The sequence below is a fragment of the Reinekea sp. genome, assembly GCF_046710285.1.
Lineage (GTDB): Bacteria > Pseudomonadota > Gammaproteobacteria > Pseudomonadales > Natronospirillaceae > Reinekea.
This window is the reverse complement of record NZ_JBKEGY010000002.1, coordinates 98,970-119,410: the sequence shown is the minus strand read 5'-3', so window position 1 is coordinate 119,410 and position 20,441 is coordinate 98,970. Positions and strand designations below refer to the sequence as shown.

General features: G+C 43.3%; 17 protein-coding genes and 1 pseudogene. 10 read left to right on the top strand and 8 right to left on the bottom strand.

Going from position 1 to position 20,441, the window contains the following annotated elements:
• The first annotated feature begins 115 nt into the window (after positions 1–115).
• The 6 genes and pseudogenes from trxA to ACI882_RS02080 all read left to right on the top strand — a co-directional run bounded on the left by trxA (position 116) and on the right by ACI882_RS02080 (position 6,310).
• Positions 116–442: a thioredoxin TrxA gene (trxA, locus tag ACI882_RS02105; RefSeq protein WP_411743189.1), complete on the top strand. Its 327-nt coding sequence runs from the start codon at positions 116–118 to the stop codon at positions 440–442.
• A gap of 153 nt (positions 443–595) precedes the next feature.
• The gene (gene rho, locus ACI882_RS02100; RefSeq protein ID WP_411743188.1) at positions 596–1,852 is read left to right on the top strand and encodes a transcription termination factor Rho; all 1,257 of its coding nucleotides are present in this window, start codon (positions 596–598) and stop codon (positions 1,850–1,852) included.
• 1,211 nt (positions 1,853–3,063) lie between these two features.
• Positions 3,064–3,423 carry a MerR family transcriptional regulator gene (locus ACI882_RS02095; RefSeq protein WP_411743187.1) on the top strand — a complete coding sequence of 120 codons (360 nt, stop codon included), beginning with the start codon at positions 3,064–3,066 and terminating at the stop codon, positions 3,421–3,423.
• Positions 3,424–3,593: 170 nt separating this feature from the next.
• Entirely contained in the window at positions 3,594–4,442 is an 849-nt protein-coding gene (locus tag ACI882_RS02090; RefSeq protein WP_411743186.1) for an MBL fold metallo-hydrolase, read from the top strand.
• Between the two features lie 156 nt (positions 4,443–4,598).
• Positions 4,599–5,120, top strand: a pseudogene (gene rho / locus ACI882_RS02085) (transcription termination factor Rho); the annotation flags it as partial.
• A 374-nt stretch (positions 5,121–5,494) separates the two neighbouring features.
• On the top strand, positions 5,495–6,310 hold the full coding sequence (locus tag ACI882_RS02080; protein ID WP_411743639.1) for an endo alpha-1,4 polygalactosaminidase: 816 nt from the start codon (positions 5,495–5,497) through the stop codon (positions 6,308–6,310).
• A gap of 34 nt (positions 6,311–6,344) precedes the next feature.
• Here the strand turns inward: ACI882_RS02080 and ACI882_RS02075 are convergent, their stop codons facing one another.
• The 3 genes from ACI882_RS02075 to ACI882_RS02065 form a co-directional block, all read right to left on the bottom strand.
• Entirely contained in the window at positions 6,345–6,851 is a 507-nt protein-coding gene (locus ACI882_RS02075; protein WP_411743638.1) for a VF530 family DNA-binding protein, read from the bottom strand.
• A gap of 63 nt (positions 6,852–6,914) precedes the next feature.
• Positions 6,915–7,913 (bottom strand): YhdH/YhfP family quinone oxidoreductase, encoded by a 999-nt coding sequence (locus ACI882_RS02070; protein ID WP_411743637.1) that lies wholly within the window; start codon positions 7,911–7,913, stop codon positions 6,915–6,917.
• An 89-nt stretch (positions 7,914–8,002) separates the two neighbouring features.
• Positions 8,003–9,301: an NAD(P)/FAD-dependent oxidoreductase gene (locus ACI882_RS02065; RefSeq protein ID WP_411743636.1), complete on the bottom strand. Its 1,299-nt coding sequence runs from the start codon at positions 9,299–9,301 to the stop codon at positions 8,003–8,005.
• A gap of 257 nt (positions 9,302–9,558) precedes the next feature.
• On the opposite strand from ACI882_RS02065, the gene ACI882_RS02060 reads away from it, so the two are divergent.
• Positions 9,559–10,155, top strand: coding sequence for a hypothetical protein (locus tag ACI882_RS02060; RefSeq protein WP_411743635.1), 597 nt, complete (start codon positions 9,559–9,561; stop codon positions 10,153–10,155).
• Between the two features lie 92 nt (positions 10,156–10,247).
• Here the strand turns inward: ACI882_RS02060 and ACI882_RS02055 are convergent, their stop codons facing one another.
• Together ACI882_RS02055 and ACI882_RS02050 are read right to left on the bottom strand one after the other, a co-directional pair.
• Positions 10,248–10,739 carry a DUF4442 domain-containing protein gene (locus tag ACI882_RS02055; RefSeq protein ID WP_411743634.1) on the bottom strand — a complete coding sequence of 164 codons (492 nt, stop codon included), beginning with the start codon at positions 10,737–10,739 and terminating at the stop codon, positions 10,248–10,250.
• A gap of 155 nt (positions 10,740–10,894) precedes the next feature.
• Entirely contained in the window at positions 10,895–12,052 is a 1,158-nt protein-coding gene (locus tag ACI882_RS02050; RefSeq protein WP_411743633.1) for an alpha/beta hydrolase, read from the bottom strand.
• Between the two features lie 84 nt (positions 12,053–12,136).
• On the opposite strand from ACI882_RS02050, the gene ACI882_RS02045 reads away from it, so the two are divergent.
• Together ACI882_RS02045 and ACI882_RS02040 are read left to right on the top strand one after the other, a co-directional pair.
• Positions 12,137–13,006: a DMT family transporter gene (locus ACI882_RS02045; protein ID WP_411743632.1), complete on the top strand. Its 870-nt coding sequence runs from the start codon at positions 12,137–12,139 to the stop codon at positions 13,004–13,006.
• A 131-nt stretch (positions 13,007–13,137) separates the two neighbouring features.
• A complete protein-coding gene (locus ACI882_RS02040; protein ID WP_411743631.1) occupies positions 13,138–14,748 on the top strand; it encodes an ATP-binding cassette domain-containing protein in 1,611 nt (536 codons plus the stop codon).
• Between the two features lie 8 nt (positions 14,749–14,756).
• Here ACI882_RS02040 and ACI882_RS02035 read toward each other — a convergent pair whose 3' ends face one another.
• A complete protein-coding gene (locus ACI882_RS02035; protein WP_411743630.1) occupies positions 14,757–15,950 on the bottom strand; it encodes an MFS transporter in 1,194 nt (397 codons plus the stop codon).
• An 86-nt stretch (positions 15,951–16,036) separates the two neighbouring features.
• Here ACI882_RS02035 and soxR point away from each other — a divergent pair, with 86 nt between their 5' ends.
• A complete protein-coding gene (gene soxR / locus ACI882_RS02030; RefSeq protein ID WP_411743629.1) occupies positions 16,037–16,468 on the top strand; it encodes a redox-sensitive transcriptional activator SoxR in 432 nt (143 codons plus the stop codon).
• Positions 16,469–16,511: 43 nt separating this feature from the next.
• Here soxR and ACI882_RS02025 read toward each other — a convergent pair whose 3' ends face one another.
• Both ACI882_RS02025 and ACI882_RS02020 read right to left on the bottom strand, forming a co-directional pair.
• Positions 16,512–18,347: an ABC transporter ATP-binding protein gene (locus tag ACI882_RS02025; protein ID WP_411743628.1), complete on the bottom strand. Its 1,836-nt coding sequence runs from the start codon at positions 18,345–18,347 to the stop codon at positions 16,512–16,514.
• Positions 18,348–18,374: 27 nt separating this feature from the next.
• Positions 18,375–20,207 carry an ABC transporter ATP-binding protein gene (locus ACI882_RS02020; RefSeq protein ID WP_411743627.1) on the bottom strand — a complete coding sequence of 611 codons (1,833 nt, stop codon included), beginning with the start codon at positions 20,205–20,207 and terminating at the stop codon, positions 18,375–18,377.
• Positions 20,208–20,441: the final 234 nt, after the last annotated feature.

The following is a 20,441-nucleotide window of genomic DNA, read 5'->3' as shown; positions in this document are numbered from 1 at the left end:
CTTACTTGCAGCTGGCAGCTATAAACTTGCAGCTTTTTTCAACCCAACTATTGGACAGAGGTCTCGGAAAGGGTAAACTCTGGAACTCAACTCTAAGCGAAACTATATAACCAACATGAGCGAAAATATTCTTAACGTAACTGATGACAGCTTTGAATCTGATGTATTGCGCAGCGAACAGCCTGTACTAGTAGATTACTGGGCAGAATGGTGTGGTCCGTGCAAGATGATAGCGCCGGTTCTTGAAGAAGTAGCAAATGAATACAGCGGCAAGATGTCTGTGGCCAAATTGAACATCGACGACAATCCGAATACACCACCAAAGTATGGTATTCGTGGTATCCCAACGTTGATGATCTTTAAAAATGGCGAAGTAGCCGCAACTAAAGTTGGCGCGCTGTCTAAGTCTCAGCTGCTTGAATTCATTCAAGCAAATAGCTAAAAAGTGAATCCCTGAAGCACTTTTTATGTGTTTCAGGGAAATTAACGCTGGACAGCCTTAAAATCACCGCCTATATTAACTGAATCGAACAAAAAACCCTCAAATATAACCCTCTGAGCAATCAGCTCCCCCTACTTTCAAGTTAAAAAATCTATGAATCTTAGTGACTTAAAAACCAAAGCCGTCCCAGAACTTCTCGACATTGCGAAGGAAATGGGATTAGAAAACATCAATAGAACACGCAAACAAGACCTTATTTTTACTATTTTAAAGCGACATGCTAAAGGTGGCGAAGACATCTACGGCGAAGGTGTGCTTGAAATATTACAAGACGGTTTTGGGTTCTTACGAAGTGCGTCAGCTTCTTATTTAGCCGGTCCAGATGACATCTATGTATCGCCGAGCCAAATTAGACGCTTCAACCTCCGAACGGGTGACACCATCGCAGGGAAGATCCGGCCACCAAAAGACGGCGAGCGTTATTTTGCCCTCTTGAAGGTAGACTCGATCAACTTCGCGTCGTTAGAAAGCTCGAAGAACAAAATCTTATTTGAAAACCTCACTCCTCTCTTCCCAGAAGACCGTCTTAAGCTAGAAACCGGTAACGGTTCTACTGAAGATATGGCGGGTCGTATTCTTGATTTGGCTTCGCCAATCGGGAAAGGCCAGCGTGGTTTGATTGTTTCGCCGCCGAAAGCCGGTAAAACTCTTTTATTACAAAACGTTGCTCAGGCCATCAAAAATGATGACCCAGATGCACATTTAATCGTTTTGCTTATTGATGAGCGTCCTGAAGAAGTAACTGAAATGCAGCGTTCTGTACGCGGCGAAGTAATTGCTTCGACGTTCGATGAGCCGCCAGCACGTCACGTTCAAGTGGCTGAAATGGTTATCGAGAAAGCCAAGCGTTTAGTCGAACACAAGCGTGACGTTATTATCTTATTAGACTCTATTACGCGATTAGCACGTGCTTACAACACCATTGTACCGAGCTCAGGCAAAGTACTAACGGGTGGTGTCGATGCGAACGCGCTTGAGCGCCCTAAGCGTTTCTTTGGTGCGGCTCGTAATGTCGAGGAAGGTGGTTCTTTAACCATTATCGCGACGGCGCTGGTTGATACCGGTTCTAAGATGGATGAAGTTATCTACGAAGAATTCAAAGGCACGGGTAACATGGAAGTGCATTTGGATCGTAAGATTGCTGAAAAACGTATTTTCCCTGCAATTAACATTCGCCGCTCTGGTACTCGTCGAGAAGAAAAACTCACCTCGCCAGAAGAGCTACAACGCATGTGGATTTTACGTAAACTGCTTGCAGAAATGGAAGACGTTGCCGCAATCGAGTTTTTGATGGATCGCTTAAAGATCACCAAAACTAACGCTGAGTTCTTCAACAGCATGAAGGGGTAAAAACAAGTTCGAGCTACGCTCTGAACTGTTTTTATAACCTAACACGAAGCCCCTTTTAATTTGGGGCTTTTTTTATGTTTAGTGCCACGATACCCGCTTTTGGGTTCCGGTATAAATTTAAGCCGTTCATAACAACTCGCTTCGCTCAAACAGTCATTCACTTTTAAATTCACCCCCTCACCCACGCATGTATCTGATACAGCCCTGAGCTCCAGCCCCACAAAATTCACTTGTAGGAGCGACCGAACCCTGCGCAGGCGCGATGTAACGACAACGGGTTTTACTTGCAGCTAATCAGCCGTCATATTTCAATTGACTGGATATGACTCGGAAGCTTTATTCTAGGTATTAAAGTTGTTTTTGATTGGCCTTTCGCTGTTACCCTAATATATTTTTCAATTGCATATAGTAAAAATCAACTTTATGCTCGCGACTTGAAAAACTAATATCGCGCGACAGGGATAAACCGCGCCAAAAATACGCTTCGTTACGGATAGGGAACAACTTCTATGAATTTTAGACTACAGCATTACGGGCTTGGAATTTTTTCTGTACCAGTTACATACTATTTTGTGTCAGTATACCTAGGTGAATATGAATCGAATTTTCAAAACTTTTTACCTATTTTAGTGTCCACTGTAATCGGTTTTGCTCTAGCTGGAGTTTTCGCTGAACTTTTTTCTAGAAAAATCACTCAGCTATATTGGCTAGTAACACTCATAGTTGGGCTTACCTTGATGAGTATAATATTCCTCTTAAAATGGAACGAACTCTCATTAATTGACCCACTAGTCATTAACCTGTCATTTTGTTTACTAGGGTTTAGTTACAAAGAAGAAGTACTGTCCAAACTAAGCGGATAACAACCAATTAGGCTAATAATAGGGGGAGATGATCAACACAACGCATGTGGATTTTACGTAAACCGTTTGCCGAAAAGGTATACGTTGCCGCAATCGATTTTTTGATGGATCGCCTTAAGATCACCAAAACCAACGCTGAGTTTTTCAGCAGTATGAAGAGTGGTGTAAGCTCGATAACGAAGCCCCTTTTAATTTGGGGCTTTTTTATGACTAATTTTTAGTAGCTGGCAAGCCGTCTTATCACCGGTAGAATCTGATGAAAGACAGAATCTTGAACCTGGATAAAGAAGTTAAAATCAAAAAATGAATAGTACTATAAATAACGTAATCTTGAATGGCAGTAAGAATATGAAAATTGGTAAATTCTCTGCTCTAGCTGACGTCAGTATTCGGACAGTCCACCACTATGAGTCAATTGGGTTAATACCTACCGCTAATCGCGAAGGAAAATACCGCGTTTACAGTGCGACTGACCTGAAACGAATGGAATTTATAAAAACTTGCAAGGAGTTCGAACTAACCCTTAAAGAAATATCTGAATTGATGCATTTCTTTGATAAACCTTCAGAGACATGGTGCAAGGCAGCCGTTAGTGTGGTTCATAATAAAATGGCTCAAGTGAATCAGGATCTGGTAAAAAAACGGACTCAGCTTGAGCGTTTGGAAAATCTTGAGTTACGGATTCAGTCGATTTTAAGTAGTAAATAATTGTTTAATGACTCTTGACTCTAACCTATAGGTAAGACTTTAGACTGTTCGCTCATGCCAAATATGTGAACACAATGACTTACCTTACGAATTTTTTAAAAGTGATTATCGTGATACTAATATTACTTGTAGCTTTGCTTGCGGGTTATCTGTTTACAGTAAAGATTTCAATGCCTGAAACCATGGAGTTTCAGACAGCGAGACCAAGTCAAAGCACTTGGGAGTCGATTTTTGCTTCCCCCGTAGATTTGGAACTTAAAACCTTGCACGCCGGCGATATTTTAATAGATCGCAATCAGCTTCTACAAGAAGGACCCGAGCAGTGGCAAGACCGATATAAATCTTTGCCCGTATTATCTCATTGGATATCACACCCAACTCAGGGTGAGTATTTATTTGATTCCGCCTTTTCAGAGCAGTTTACAAATAAAAATACAGGCAATTACGGTGTATTGATGAGCTTCATTTCGAATATAAGTGGTATTAAAAATACGCTTTCAACACCATTGGCTGGGCAGTTACCAGCTGGAAATAAATCAATTAAAGGCGTTTTTTTGACTCACTTTCATCCTGACCACAGCTCTGGATTAGACGACTTACCTATTAATATTCCTATTATTGCAAACTTAGCTGAATATGACCTCTTTGCGGGTTTAGCTAATGGTGGTTTATTTAATCGTCGGCCAAATTGGTCGCATATTGATTTTTCTAAAGCGAAATCGATCCCACCTTTTGACTCGGTGATCGATATTTTTGGTGATAGTTCAGTCTTTGCCATTAGTACCCCAGGCCATACCAACGGTCATACTTCCTACCTACTAAACGGTACTCAAGGGGCAGTATTGATAGTAGGTGATGCCAGCCATTTTAGTTTTGGTTTTAAGAATAATTTGGCTCCCGCAGCTCAGGGAAAGAAAAATGCTGAACTAGCAGTGCGATCACTGCAACAGTTAAGGGTATTTAAAGATGAGTATCCTGATGTGAAATATATGCTAGGGCATGACTTGAAGCGCCTGTAGTAAAAGAACCCACACAACAAATAGAGATGGGTGCCAAAGCGCACTCATTTAGCTTTCTGGTGCCTGCCAGTAAATCTGAGATTGGACACTGGGAGTAGAGAGTATTTCACGCCCGTGATCCTTCTTTCTAAAACACCAAACGCTAGTTAATTAACGGTTATCGAGAAGGCGAAGCATTTAGTTGAACACAAGCGTGACGTTATTATCTTATTAGACTCTATTACGCGTTTGGCGCGTGCTTACAACACCATCGTACCGAGCTCAGGCAAAGTACTAACGGGTGGTGTCGATGCGAACGCGCTTGAGCGCCCTAAGCGTTTCTTTGGTGCGGCTCGTAATGTCGAGGAAGGTGGTTCTTTAACCATTATCGCGACGGCGCTGGTTGATACCGGTTCTAAGATGGATGAAGTTATCTACGAAGAATTCAAAGGCACGGGTAACATGGAAGTGCATTTGGATCGTAAGATTGCTGAAAAGCGTATTTTCCCTGCGATTAACATTCGCCGCTCTGGTACTCGTCGTGAAGAAAAACTCACCTCGCCAGAAGAGCTACAACGCATGTGGATTTTACGTAAACTGCTTGCAGAAATGGAAGACGTTGCAGCAATCGAGTTTTTGATGGATCGCCTAAAGATCACCAAAACCAACGCTGAGTTCTTCAACAGCATGAAAGGCTAAAAACAAGTTCGAGCTACGCTCAGAACTGTTTTTATAACCTAAAACGAAGCCCCTTTTAATTTGGGGCTTTTTTTATGCTTGCTTTTTGGATTCCAGCACCGCATGGCCCACCTGTAGGAGCGACCTTAGCTTGCGCAGGCGCGATCATTAACCTCCGCTGCGCTACTGAACTTCCCTTGCTAACATAGGTACCGTTTTTGATTTTCAAACACTTTGTTTGTAGCTTGGAGACGTTTCTGGCTTCGCGTCTCCCCAAGCTCCGAACGCTCCTACGAATGCGTGTTTTGTGGAGTTTTTGTAGGAGTCTTCGAAACACAGTGAAGAGACGATTCTTTTGCTATCCTAACGACACTTTTCAAAAACAGGCATCGAACATGCGATTTCTACTATTAGCCTTGTTATCTCTCGTTGCTCTTTCGAGCTGCGCTGATAATAACCCTGCTAGTACACACGAAGAATCTCCAGACTGGTATCAGCCTGCTGTATTTGCCACTTGGCATTGGCAGCTCTCTGGTGAGGTTAATACGGGTTATAAAGTTGATATGTACGATATTGATCTGTTTGATTCACCTGTTTTTCTTATCCAACAACTACAATCAAAAAACATCAAGGTAATCTGTTATTTCTCTGCGGGTTCTTATGAAGAGTGGCGTTCTGATGCTGGGGAGTTTAATGCTTGGGACTTAGGCAATAACCTTGATGGTTGGCCGGGGGAGCGGTGGTTAGATATTCGTTCTTCAAATGTTCGGGAAATCATGAAGCTGCGTCTTGATCTTGCGGTGAATAAGGGTTGCGATGGTGTTGAGCCTGATAATGTAGATGGCTACACCAATAATCCTGGGTTTAATTTCACGGCTTCGGATCAATTAGACTATAACCGCTTTCTGGCGATTGAAGCTCACGAACGTGGCTTGGCGATTGGTTTAAAGAATGATTTAGACCAAATAGTTCAACTCGTTGATTACTTTGATTTTACCGTTAATGAACAGTGCTTTGAATATGATGAGTGCGCTTTGTTAAAGCCATTTGTTGACCAAGGTAAAGCCGTTTTTATCGCAGAGTATCAAGAAAAATATGTGTCTAATAAACAGGTACGAGATGGACTGTGTGCTAACTCTAACGGTCAACAATTTAGCACCTTGATTTTGCCATTGAATTTAGATGATGAGTTTCGGTTGAGCTGTTTGTAATTTATCTATTCAAACAGCTGGTGATCAACAAAGCTTAGCTATCGTCGTTTTTCTTTTCAGCTAACAACTTCCGCGCATTCGCCCACGGGTCGTCACTGTTTGTTGAACTGTTTGATGAGGGTGCGTCTCTTCTTGAATTTGAATGATCTCTTCCACCACCTGGTCGGCCACGTGTTGGCTTATGTGGGTTCGCGGCTTTGCGTGCGTTGATTCGTTCTAGCTCTTCTAAGGTTAAAACTACTGGGTCTCTTGGTTTTTGCCCTTCTGGTATTATGCGATCACGAGGTGGTAAGGCAAATTGTTTGTCGTCTGGGCGTGGTAGGTGCTTATAACGATATAAGTAAAAGGCTTCTAATTTATGACGTGCCCATTCAGTCTTTCTAAAAAACTTTACGCTGCCTTTGATTGACGGGTTGGTTTTAAAACAGTTGAAGTTCAGTGCTGCGGCTAATATTTCCCAACCATAGAAGTCGACCAACTCGGTTAACAGCACTTCTAGTTTGAGGCTGTGTAATGGGTTATTTAGATATTGTTCGCTCATGGTGTTTCCTGTTTTTAACCGTTGTCATAATAATTTGATTTAAAAATATGCGTCATGATGGCCTTACGAATCGGCCATGTTCACAACGATTCTGCCGTGTGATTTACCTTCCAGCATGTTCATCAAAGATTCTTCAACTTGCTCTAAACGGATTTCCGTTACCAGCTGCATTATATCATCTACTTTGAACGCTCCGGCTAGGTTATTCCACGCTTTCATTCGAACGGCCATTGAGCACTCAACGGAGTCTATGCCGATGAGGCGAACACCGCGTAAAATAAATGGGAAGATTGAGGTGGTAAAATCTACCGCGCCGACTAAACCACTGGCCGTTACTACGCCGTTGTATTGGCAAGATTTTATTGCGTTAGACAATGTATCGCCGGCAACAACATCGACGACGCCTGCCCAGTGTTCTTTAAATAGCGGTTTACTTGCATCCAGTAAAGTTGCTCGATCTATCACTTCAGCTGCACCAATAGATTTTAAAAAGTCTGTCGATGTTGCTTTACCCGTTGCGGCTGTCACCTGAAAGCCCAACTTAGCCAAGATAGAAACGGCCACGGAACCTACTCCGCCTGTTGCACCTGTGACGAGTACCGGGCCCTTATCGGCTGTAACGCCATTATCTAACAGCGCGCCGACCATCAGCGCAGCAGTAAGCCCTGCTGTGCCATAGGCCATTGCTTCTATGGCTGAAAGCTCTGCGGGTTTCTTAAGCACCCAAGCAGCAGGCACCCGTATATATTGCCCAAGCCCACCGGCGGTGCCCATGCCTAGGTCATAACTGGTGACTATTACTTCATCACCCACACTGAAGGCAGCTGAGTCAGAAGCCTCAACAACACCGACTGCATCTATTCCGGGCGTATGCGGGAAGTTGCGGCTTACACCAGGGTTCCCTGTCGCAGATAGGGCGTCTTTATAGTTTAGAGAGGAGTATGCAACCTTGACCAAAACTTCACCTGCGGGCAAGTCATCTGTCGTTCGGGTTTTAATGTGCCGACTGAAGGTTTTATCTTCACTTTTCTCAATGACTAGTGCTTTAAACTCTTGGCGCATAGATGCTTACTCGTGTTTATTGATTTTAGAAAATAATATCACAGCTTAGTTCAAGCTTGGGGCATTTCAACCTGAGACTAAGCCGTTGCTTAGTGTAACTTTAATCGAGGCCGAATGACTTTATTGATACTGTCCGACAACATTCGCAGTCCGGTTCGGAACCAGCCATGTAACGCCAATTGATGCATACGATACAAAGACACATACATGAAACGAGCTATGCGGCCTTCTATGATCATGCTGCCTTGTGCCAAGCCGCCCATTAAACTGCCTACGGTTGAATAACGGCTCAAATTAACTAATGATCCATAGTCGGTATAGACATAGTCTTTAGTAGCGGGCTGCCCTTTCATTTGCAAACAAATATTTTTATACACATGGGTTGCCATCTGATGCGCAGATTGTGCTCGCGGCGGTACTTGTTTACCGTCTGGCATAATGTAGGCACAGCAGTCACCTAAGGCGTAGATATGATCATCTAGCGTGGTTTGTAGTGTTGACTTAACTATCCACTGGTTAATGCGGTTGGTTTCTAAATCTGACATTTGTGCAAAGACATCGGGTACTTTAATGCCCGCTGCCCAGACCTGAATGTCTGCTTCGATCATCTGTTGGTCTTTGGTCACAAAACCATTCGGTTCAGACTTTGCGACCAAGGTATTGGTTTTAACATCAACACCCAGCTTGAGCAGTTCTTTATGGGCAGACGCAGATATCCGCTCTGGTAACGCTGGCAATATTCTTGGGCCGGCTTCAACTAGACTGATCTTTAACTGCTCAGATTGCAGCTCGCTTAAGCCATAAGCCTTCATGGTATTAAAGGTGTTATGCAGCTCTGCTGATAATTCAACTCCCGTCGCACCTGCGCCAACAATAGCAATACGATAAACTGCGTTTGAATCGGTTGAGGCATGACGGTTTAGCTTTAATAAACCGTTAAGTAATTTGATATGAAATCTTTCTGCTTGTGTGGCCGCATCTAAAAACATAGCGTTGTCTCGTACGCCTTCGGTGCCAAAATCGTTGGTCACGCTGCCAAGCGCTAATACCAAAATGTCATAACTTAAACGGCGCTCTGGCAGTATCTCTTTACCATCGTCATCAAATAGTGGCGCTAAAGTAATATCTTTCGCCGCCCGATCAATGCCACTTAATGAACCCAGTTTGAATTTAAACTTGTGGTTATAAGCATGGGCACGATAACTTAACGAATCGACCCCCATGTCTAAACTGCCAGAGGCTACTTCGTGCAGTAGGGGTTTCCAAAGGTGGGTATTGTTTCGATCTATCAGGGTGATATTGGCTTGTTTACGCTTACCAAATTTTCGACCTAAGCGCGTTGCTAACTCTAAGCCGCCAGCGCCGCCGCCAACAATGACTATGTCCATATATCCCCCTAATAGGCACAAAATGTAATTAAACTACATTATGGGCGCTTTTACCGAGCTAGCAACCTAAATACTGCCGTTTTACAGCTAATGTTTTGCATAAAACTACATAGTTAACGCATTTTCGCTAATAAGTACGATTACACTAATCACCTAACCTCAATCACCGTTCTAATTACACCCCTATCCATATTGCAGCGTTATTAATCACTGCTGTATATTGACCTTGAAATAAAAAAATCAAAAAAGGATTTAGAATGCAACTTAAGCTATTTGCGGCCATTACTGCTTTTTTAGCTTTGACAGGATGTGCCTCCTTAACTTACCAAGCCACTGTTGAGCCTGAAAAAATAGCCACCGGGTACCGTTGTGATATTAAGGAAAAGGTATCGACAACCTCTGGTACAACCACCTATCAATTAATTAACCTAATCAGTGAAGAAGTAGAAGAGAAATCTCAATGTAAAGCAGAAAACTTCACTCAGAAAGCCTATATGCGCTACATCTTCGTAGACTCTATCAGTGGACAAAAAGAATATGGCAGTCAGTTCGCTTATCGTCGTGAAAACGGTAGCTATGGCTTTATGGATAACTGGATTGACCTTAAAGCAATCTATAAAGACTTAGAGCAAGACGAGCTTATAAACTTTGCAGAGAGCCTTCCTTACCATTACGAAGACGACGTAAACACATCAGACTATGCGTTTTGGTCAAAGTCTTACCGAAACAACGCGAACAATGAGTATATATTTTTACGTAATGATGGCGATACTGGTTTGAAACGTACGGTTCACAATGGCAGCAGTTCAGTAGAACAATGCAGTAGCGATGGCGTTACTTGGTCAGACTGTTAAAACTCTGAGTGTGCACATAGATAGAAGCACCCCCTGAATTGAGGTACAGCAGTGTGATGGGTTCAAACTGCTGCGTTATTTTCGTTGCTAACTTAACGACGCTTCGCTGTCCATGCCCAAACCATCTCACATTGAACAGGCTCTTTGTTTTCGGAGTCGGTTATGGTGACGGCGACGGCCAGTTCACCTTTTTCTTGAGTTCTGATTTGGTCGCGTTGTTCTTCTGTTAAGGTCGCCACGGCTTTGATATTACCTTTACAACGCTTTTCATAATCAACCTTTAGCGTCTTTATCACCGGAACACTCGAATCCGGTACGTTCATGGCAACTAAGTAACCCGTTGCAGATTCTGCTGCAATGGCAATAGCGGTGGCGTGTATGCTGCCGATGTGATTTTGGACTTTTCGACGATTCTTTATGGTGATAATTGACTTAGAATCGGTCAATTGCTCGATACGAACCTTGGTGCGGCCCGCATAAGGGATCATGTAGCCAAAAGCGGTTGATAACACCCAGCTGTGCATAAACTCAGGTGATTTTTTCAGCTTTGAAACAATACGGGCGACTCTATTTAGTTTGCTCATTATCTTTAATCATTTGTAAAAGAAGCAAGGTTACGAGAATCGTTAAGAAGTTTCTAATAAAAAGAAAAAATTCTCCGTGAAACACACCAAACACATGCCAAGAGGTTAAAACTCAGGATCACTAGTGAGGTAGAATCAACAATCACAACCTAGATTTAGTTATGCCTGAGCACCCAATAACCCATACCGGTGGTTTGATAGGTCATTGGAATGAGCTTTGTGCGCTGTGCCGCTCGTTTACCTTCGACAATCAGTGCGGTTAAATCTTGGATTAATATCTCGGTTTCGGCATAGTCAGAGTGACCAAACATACTGTCGCTGACTTCAGAGGTGTCTATGGTTTCTACGCCTTCAACAACGGTAATTTCTTTTCCTGACTCCCCTGCACGAGGGTACTTACCATGGATAGTTTTTGATGCTTTTAATGCCACATCTTTCGAAGATGAATAGAGCGTAATCGGCAGTTTATGGGCGGTTAAGCGGGGGATAATATCGCGTTTAAAAAAGTCAGCATCAATGTCTGGCGAGGCCAAAACCAGCTCACCCAAACATTTACGATACGCTGGTCGGTCATTCAATAAACTAATCAGAGCAGAGGTAGTAACCCTTGAACCCATAGAGTGCGCGACAATGTTCAGTGTTTCAATATGCGTTTGATCGCACAGATTTGTAACTAATTTTATAAAGTCTGTTTTGCTCCATTCCACGTTGGCTTCATCAACGGTGTATTGCGCAAAGTTGCCTCGCGAAGGCCAACTGAACGCAAGCGCCAATCCTTCAAAGCCCATATCATGTTTTAGTTGCGCCGAAATACGAATGGTATTTTCAAAAGTGACATTGTACCCATGCACATAAAGCACCGCTTTTTGGGCGTCTGATTTAGTTGTTTGCGTGAGCTCACTAAAAAACTCTTTTGGATTTAAGGTACTGACATCATGTAAGAAAATATTTTTGCTTGGATTACGGTTAATACCGACAGGACCCCATACAAAGGCCAATTTTGCATCGGCCGTTTCATAATTTGATTTAGGCACGCTGACCAGAGACGCACCATAGGTTAACGAACCCCGATCATCGGTTATATTGGCAAGCCGACCCGGTGATTGTATTAATCGGTTAGTGGCAAAGTGAACCTCAACAAAATCTAAATCGTCCAAATCTGCTTTATCGGCAATTTGGTATCGCTCAAAAGCACTGTTCGCCCCAGCGTATTGCAAGGTAGGCGTCATAGTACAACTGCTGAGTATCAACAGGATGATGACCATGAAAGCGTTCTTATGCATAAGTTTGGGTAACGTAAATAACTTGCTCATTCCATGAAGCCTAGATTATTAAACCTTTTTCGAATCAGAATGTTATTGTATGGGCTCCAGCGACCAGTGAGAAGCCCTCTTTTCGTGCCCTTTATAAAACTGACTAGTCTAACAACGGTTGCACTCATTGCGTTTGCAGCAAATTCTGTTCTCGGGCGCATGGCGTTAGCCGAAGCCGATATCGACCCTGGTAATTTCACATTGCTTCGACTGATCAGTGGGGCGCTCTCTCTCATCCTAATCAGTCTCTTAGTTCAACGAGAGCCTCTAACTCATATTGTTCGCTCTGGGAAATGGCCGACCTCTATGGCGTTACTGGTTTACGCAGTCGCATTTTCTTATGGCTATGTTTCCCTCGATACGGCAACCGGAGCACTTATTTTGTTCACGGCGGTGCAATTAACCATGCACTTTGTCAGCTATCTAAAAGGTCAGCGGTTTTCTGCAATGGAAGGGGCAGGGCTTGCCACCGCATTTACTGGTTTTTTGATCTTGATAATCCCTAACCTACAATTAGGCGCAACCATGCTAGGCGTTTGTTTAATGTCATTATCGGGCATTGCATGGGGGGCATATACTTTATTAGGTAAGGACGCCGTTAAACCAACTTTGCTCACAACGGGTAATTTTATTCGCGCGGCAATCCTTGCTCTACCCTTATTGTTCGTTAGCCTTCCTTTTGAGGAAGTATCACAGCAAGGTATCTTACTTGCCATCGCCTCAGGTACTCTGGCTTCTGGTGGTGGGTACGCACTTTGGTATCTTGTTTTGCCTAAACTATCGACTAGCCAAGCGGCGGTTGCACAGCTATTAGTGCCTGCACTTGCTGCGTTTGGTGGCGTTATTTTCGTAAACGATACCCTATCAACGATTCTAATTATGTCACTCTTGGTGATCATTTCAGGCATTCTAATGGTCATTGCAGCTAAACCGAATAACTCAAAACGACCATGAATTTCAAAATTCATTTTTATTCAGCAATAAAGTTATGCTAGGCTACTATTTTACTCATCACACAGAGATCAGGCCAATGCGCAACTAACCTTTAATCCGCTTTTCACATTCACGGTATTTAAGGTATTTGCATGGCAAAATTTCTTACATTGCAGAACGTTTCTTTTCTGCACAATAACGGTCAAACGTTATTCGAATCTATTCAATTTAACTTACAGTATTCATTTAGTGCCATTGTTGGCGCGAATGGTGCTGGTAAGTCAGTACTTTCACGACTCCTCGCCAACGAGCTAAAATCTCATGAAGGTCAGGTACACTCCAATGCTTCGGTTTATTATGTTCCGCAGCAATGGCCATACGACCCTAGCGCATCAACCTCTGTTGTGCTCGGTTTGGCTACACCGTTAGCAGCAATCAAACGTATCGAAGCGGGCAGTGTCTCTGAGCAAGATTTTGAACTCGCCGAGCCTTGGTGGAACTGGCAAGAAACTTTAAAAGCAGCAAGGCACTCTATTCAGATGGTCGATGAATTGGATTTATCCAAATCAATTTCTAACTACAGTGGTGGTGAACAGTTTCGCGTACTTTGGTTGGCCGCCATTCTTAATAGCCCTGACGTTTATATTTTTGATGAGCCTACCAATCACCTTGATCAAAAAGGCCGAGCTGATTTTTTAGACTGGGTTCGCAATCAAGCTAAGCCGGTTATTGCGGTATCTCATGATCGCTCTCTTTTAAATAAGGTCGATGGTATTTACGAGTTAACAGCAAAGAACCTGCACCACCACGCTGGAAATTTTGATGTATTCTTTCGTGCTCAAGAGGATCGATGGAATTCACAGCAAAAAATTCTCAATGACGCACGTAAATCACAGCGCCACACCGCTAAAAAGGTTCAAGATGCCTATGAAAAACAACAGCAAAGATCCGCGCATGGTATGGCGAAGGCGGCAAAAGAAAATTGGAGTGCCATTGAACGAGGCGGCATTAAAGAAACGGCTTCCGCCGCGCTAGGTTCTCAAACCCGACGAGACAAGCACCGTAAAGCTGATACTCAGATTAACCTTAGCGATGCAGAACAAGCCAAAGAATGGTTCGAACCCATTAAGTTCGAGCTACCCAATTCTGTGGTTTCACCTGCTAAGAAAATTCTGACGCTAGAAAATTTTCAAGTAATGTTAAATAATAACGGTATCAATAAAACCTATACTGCGAACATACTCGGTGCTCAACGCATCCAATTAGTGGGCGAAAATGGATCAGGTAAGTCACTGCTTATAAAATCTATTATTGGTCAATGGCAGGCAGTCCAGGGTCACTCGCACATACATGTACCCTATTGTCACCTTGATCAAAATTTTTATCACTTAGATAAAAATGCAACGGCTGTTGAATTGTTTCAGCAGGCGCATCCCAGTTTTAACCAACGTGACGCACATGAGCGGCTCGCGTGGCTTCGCTTACGTAACGATAAAGCCAATATCCCTTTTGGCTCACTCAGTGGCGGCGAGCAACTTAAAACCGCATTGGCGATTAATTTACTCGGAGCAATCACACCAAACTTGTTGTTCTTGGATGAGCCAAGCAACCATCTAGATTTAGACAGTCTAAATGCACTTGAACAGGCGCTGCGCCAATACAAAGGTGCCATTATTATTGTCAGCCATGATCAATACTTTATGAAAACGCTAGCGTTAACTCACCAGTGGGATGTTAAAACCGGAGAACTACGCATTCTTTAGTTCAATCGCTATACCGCAGGCATGGGTAAATGTGCGCGCTGGCGGTATAGCCAAGTCATTATAAAGGCAGCAAAAAGCAGCACCAAACCAGCAATAACAAAGCCGAAACCCGTTAAATTATGGTGACTTAACCAAGCAATCAACACATAACCTAAGCTTTGAAAGAGGGTTGAAAATAACTTTAAGCCGCCGTCGATTCGACCGCGCTCTTCTACAGCCACTTGCATACTCATTTTCACCGTGCGAGAGATACGATTATAAGAATTTAAAAAACCAAATGGGAATGTCAAGGCTATCAGTATCAATGGATTCAAAACTGTAAACATTGAAATAAGTAATAGTCCGAGACTTAGCACAGAATAGATCATGGCTTTTTCGGTTGAATAGCGTTTTAACAGTCGTGCGACAAACAGTCCACAAAATAAGGCTCCGAATCCATAACTCACTTTCCATGCAGCAAACCAATCACCCGCCAATTCTTGCTCTGAAAAGTAAATAGGAATTAACTTAGCGAGAAAGGTAAGTGTTGGGTACGACAAACACGACAGCGCTAAAAATACAAAGAAAGCTGGTTGCAGCAAGAAAATACGTTTAGTGTCCAATAATTGGGTTAGGAAAGGTGCGCCTTGCTGGATTCGAATCCGCTGTCGGTATGGCATGAACCTATAGCAGCCAGCTGCAACTATGGAAGCCAGCGTCGCAAACAGTGAAAACTCTATCATCGTCCAATGTGATAGCAAGAGGATGCCAGCCGCTCCTGAGCCTAATGAGGTAACCTGCATCACTACTTCCAAGCGTCCGCTAATTGCCGCGTACTCTTCACTGTCAAAATTTTCTTGAGTAAAGGCCGAATTTGCACTCCAAGCAAGATCTCCAGACCACCAAAATATCATTTGCGCAGCAATCAACAGCCAAAGGCTTTCGGCGTGAAAGCCATAAGCTACCAATACGGTTAAGGCCGTACAGACTTGAATAACTTGTACCCAAACAAGAATGGCTTTTCTTGAATGCCGGTCAATTAACGTGGCTAACCACGGCGTAAACAAAAAAGAGCCTAACGTACAGCCTAAAGCCGTCATGGCAATGAGAACCCCACTCGCACCATTTTTAAGCATGAGCCAGGGCAGTGCCATCATAAACATTCCTGACGATATGCCATCAAAGAAACGGCCCATTAAAAACGCAATGAACTTGTTATGCATAAGTTTCTCTTCTGAGCTATCCAGTGATAAAGTGCCAGCTTAATACCTCATGTTAACTTGAGGTCAATACTCAATATGGAGTTTTTATGGAACTCACGGTTGGAGATGTCGCCCACCGCAGCGGCGTTAGCGTGGCGACGTTACATTTTTACGAACAAAAAGGGCTTATTCTGAGTCGCAGGAATGCGGGAAATCAACGACGTTACGAGCGCAGTGTTTTGAGGCGAGTCGCGATCATTAAGACCGCTCAGCAACTCGGCTTTACGCTTGCGGATATCTATCTATCAATGGAAAGTTTACCTACCTCGAAAACCCCAACAAAGAAAGACTGGCTGGCAATGTCTAAACAATGGCAACACGAACTTGATAACCGCATTGCAAAGCTTGAAAAACTAAGAGATAACCTAGGTGAATGCATTGGTTGCGGCTGTTTGTCATTGCAATCATGCAAGCTACGCAACCCTGATGATACTCTAGCCCAGCAAGGCAGTGGCGCATTTGAGTTAAAAGATGAATAGCCGATAGCAACCGCTAAAGGCTATTCGATTTTATCTAAAAGCATTACTCAACTTCATTTAACAGTGCCTCTTCTTGTTCACTCTGAAACTGTTTTTGATACAGTTTGAAATAGTGTCCCTTCCTCTCTAATAAATCGTTATGGCTGCCTTGTTCTATTAAGCGTCCGTTTTCGATGACGACAATAACATCGGCATTGCGTATGGTTGATAACCTATGCGCAATAATAAAGCTGGTGCGGCCTTTAAGTACGGTTGCTAAACTTTTTTGTAACCGTGCTTCGGTTTGGGTATCAACCGATGAGGTTGCTTCATCCATGACCAGTATTTGCGGGTCATGAATAATCGCTCGGGCGAAGCTGATCAACTGTTTTTGCCCGGTTGACAAGTTTGTGCCGCCTTCCTGTACTTGCGTTTCATAGCCATTCTCCATGCTCATTATAATATCGTGAACATTGACAGCCTTGGCTGCGGCTTCAACTTCGGCATCGCTTGCGTCTAGCTTGCCATAACGAATATTCGAGCGAACGGTACCAGTAAATAGGAATGGTGTTTGCAACACGATGCCCAAGTTCGACTGCAACCACAGTAAGCTTCGTTCTCGATAATCAACTCCATTTACAAGCACTTGGCCTTGAGTGGGCTCATAAAACCGGCAGAGCAAACTAACCACTGTCGACTTTCCGCTTCCTGTTGGCCCGACGAGTGCGACGGTTGATCCTGCTGGCACTTTTAAATTGAAATCGGCCAATACCGGTTCATCAGGTTTGTATGAAAATTGAATGTCTTTGAATTCAACTTCTCTAATTTCATTTTCCAAACCGTCTAATGTGTGGTGCTCCGACTGATAGGCATCATTCATTAACGCCAACACCTCATCGGAATCTTTAATGGTTGGCTCAACAATTAGTAGACCCATCACTCGTTCAACACAGGCTGTAGTTCGCTGTAAGTTGGCTAGCGTTTCACTGACTTCTAGCATCGGGTCCATGAGTGTTCGCGCATAGGTCGTAAATGCAACCAGTGTTCCCAGTGTTAACACACCGGCGAGCACATCAACACCGCCTAACCACAAAGCAACCCCGACCGCTAAACTGACAAAGACATTCACAAACGGAAAGAAAGCCGACGTCAGTAAAAGGTTATGCATCGATAGGTGATACATTTTGTCGGTGTCTGATTTGAATTCGTGTAAGTTTTGCTGTTCACGTACCAATATTTTACTGGTCTGAACGCCAGCAATACCTTCGTTATAAACAGCGGTTAAACGAGAGTTGGTTTTGCGTAGTTCACGTGAGCTGTCGAGTATCTTTTGATTAAAAAACCAAGCAACGGCGGCCAAAAATGGGAACATGGCTAACACGATCAAACCTAAGCGAGCATCGAGCACGAACAACACAATGAAAATTGCCAGAATCATAGGTAAGCCCCAGAATAAATCTAAGGTACCCCAGGCAACAATACGGGCAATACGCGCGGTATCCGAAGTAATCCGCGAGACTAACCAGCCAACAGCGTTATTATCAAAAAACGAGAACGACAAGGTTTGCAAATGTTCAAAACTCTCCTTGCGTAATTCATACATCAAGGTCATTGATAATTTACCGGTCAGCCGAATAAAGCTGCGTATGCAAATAACGAGTACGGCCAATAACGAGAAAAAAAGGAGACCATAACCAATCAATTGCGCATCGGCACCCTGATCGACAATTTCATCAAACACTTCTTTGGTAATGAGCGTAAAACTTGCTTCAACACCTGCCGTGATTAATGCTAACGCAATAACTCGATGAAACAGTTTCTTTTGCGGTTGATAACATCGATCAAAAACCGCCTTCCACGCACCCTTTTCAATTGGGGTACTGTTTTGTGTCACATTCATAATAGATTCCTTTTGCAGGCTCGGTGATTAGACCGAGACTGTAATATCTGATTCGAACTGATCTTGTTGATCGCTTTGTATTTCCCACAACTCATTGTAGAAACCAGCGCCATTGGTCAATTCTTTATGTGTGCCTTGCTGTGTTATTCGACCTTCTTGCATAACCAGAATACGATCGGCTTTTTGGCAAACACTAATACGATGCGTAATAATCAGCAGCGTTTGTTCGCCACGCTTTTCGTGCAAGGCTTCAATAATTTGCTGCTCGGTTGAAGCATCGACGGCGCTCAAGGTGTCATCTAGCACCAGAATGGGCGGTCCTTTAAGCAAGGTACGCGATAAGGTCACCCGTTGTTTTTGCCCGCCACTCAAACTCACACCGCGCTCACCAATAACCGTGCTATAGCCACCCTGAAAGCTCTCAATCGTATGATGAACGGCCGCTGCTGAGGTTGCATGAACCATTGATTTATCCGTGGCGTCCAAGTGACTGAACTTAATGTTTTCACGCAGACTCCGGCTAAACAAAAACGGCTCTTGTAACAAGGTGCCTATTTGTCGTCGGATGTCTTTTCGCGCAATTGTATTCAACTCAATACCATCAATTGAGATTGAACCTTGATCGTAATCATGCAGGCGCATAAGTAATTGAATTAACGTACTTTTGCCTGCGCCCGTTGGCCCCACAATAGCGATGGTCTCACCGGCGCGAATATCAAAACTAACATCGCTTAAGACGGGTCGATCTTGATCATAGCTAAAGTCTATGTTCTCAAATTTTATCGAGCCCATTAGCCGCTCAGGCAGAGGTGTTCTGTACGCATCTTGAGCTTCTTCTGGCGCATCAAGTATTTGCTGAATACGCCCAATAGCGACGGTTGCCTTGCCTGCTTCGCTTAACTCTTTACCTAGTTGACGAATTGGCCAAATAAGCATGTTGGTGTAACCAATAAACGCAAAGTAAGTCCCAAATGAGATATAGCCTTGTGCCGTTAACCAGCCACCAGCAATCAAAACGATACCGCTTTGCGCTATACACAATAAATCTGAAAACGACCAAAAATTGGCAAACATACACAGCAGCTTGTAGTTTAAATCGCTGTACAATCGGTTCTTTTCATCAAATTTTTCGCATTCAAATTCTTGCCTGGCAAACGCTCGTACCACTCGTATACCGGTTAAATTCTCTTGCACAATGGTAGTCAGCTCACCCTCTGCCTCATCTACTTTTTGAAATAGCTCTCTTACTTTGACGAAAAAAACTAAGCCGTAGTACAAAACAATCGGGACTAAAACTAATGATAAAATACTCATCCAGACATGTTGAATAAACATAAGTGGGATCACGACAAACATTAAGATTAGGGTTCTGCCAATGTTCATCACCTGCAAGGTTAGAAATTCTCGCAGGGTATCAATGTCAGATGTACACCGCTGTAGAATATCACCGCTGTCGGCATTATCGAGATAGCGTTCATCTAAATGATGAAGGTGATTGTATAAACGATTGCGTAATTGACGCATGGTCGATTCACACGCATTGGCGGCTAAGTAATCTTTTAAATACATAAAGGCGCCACTTAGAATCGTTACAATCACAATGGCTAACCCTGCTAGCCAAAGCTGATTGGCCAATGCATCTGGGCCGCCCGCCCTAGATATAATGGCATCAACAAGATCATTGTTATAAATTCTTGGCTCCGTGATAACACGGTCGATTACTTGCTTGCCGATTGTTGGAACCAAAAACATGAAGTAACTAGCAATACCAATACTGATCATTGCACCTAGGTATTGCCATTTTTTTGCTCGAACAAGATCAACGAGTATTTGGTATTGATGTGGAGCCTTGGTGTTCACGGTATTTTCCTTAACTTATTGTTCTTCTAAGACTTTTCCACAATTCAAAACGCAAAAAAGCCCGCATAATTGCGAGCTTTTTGAAATACGATTTGATGTTTATCGTATTCGAAAGCCCGCGGGTTAATCCGACGGGCAATCGATAAAACGATTAGCTACCCGTCAGAGTGCATAGCAGACGCAGCAAAGGCGCCGTTTGGTACGGTGAGAAAAATATTCATAATCAATAAACCT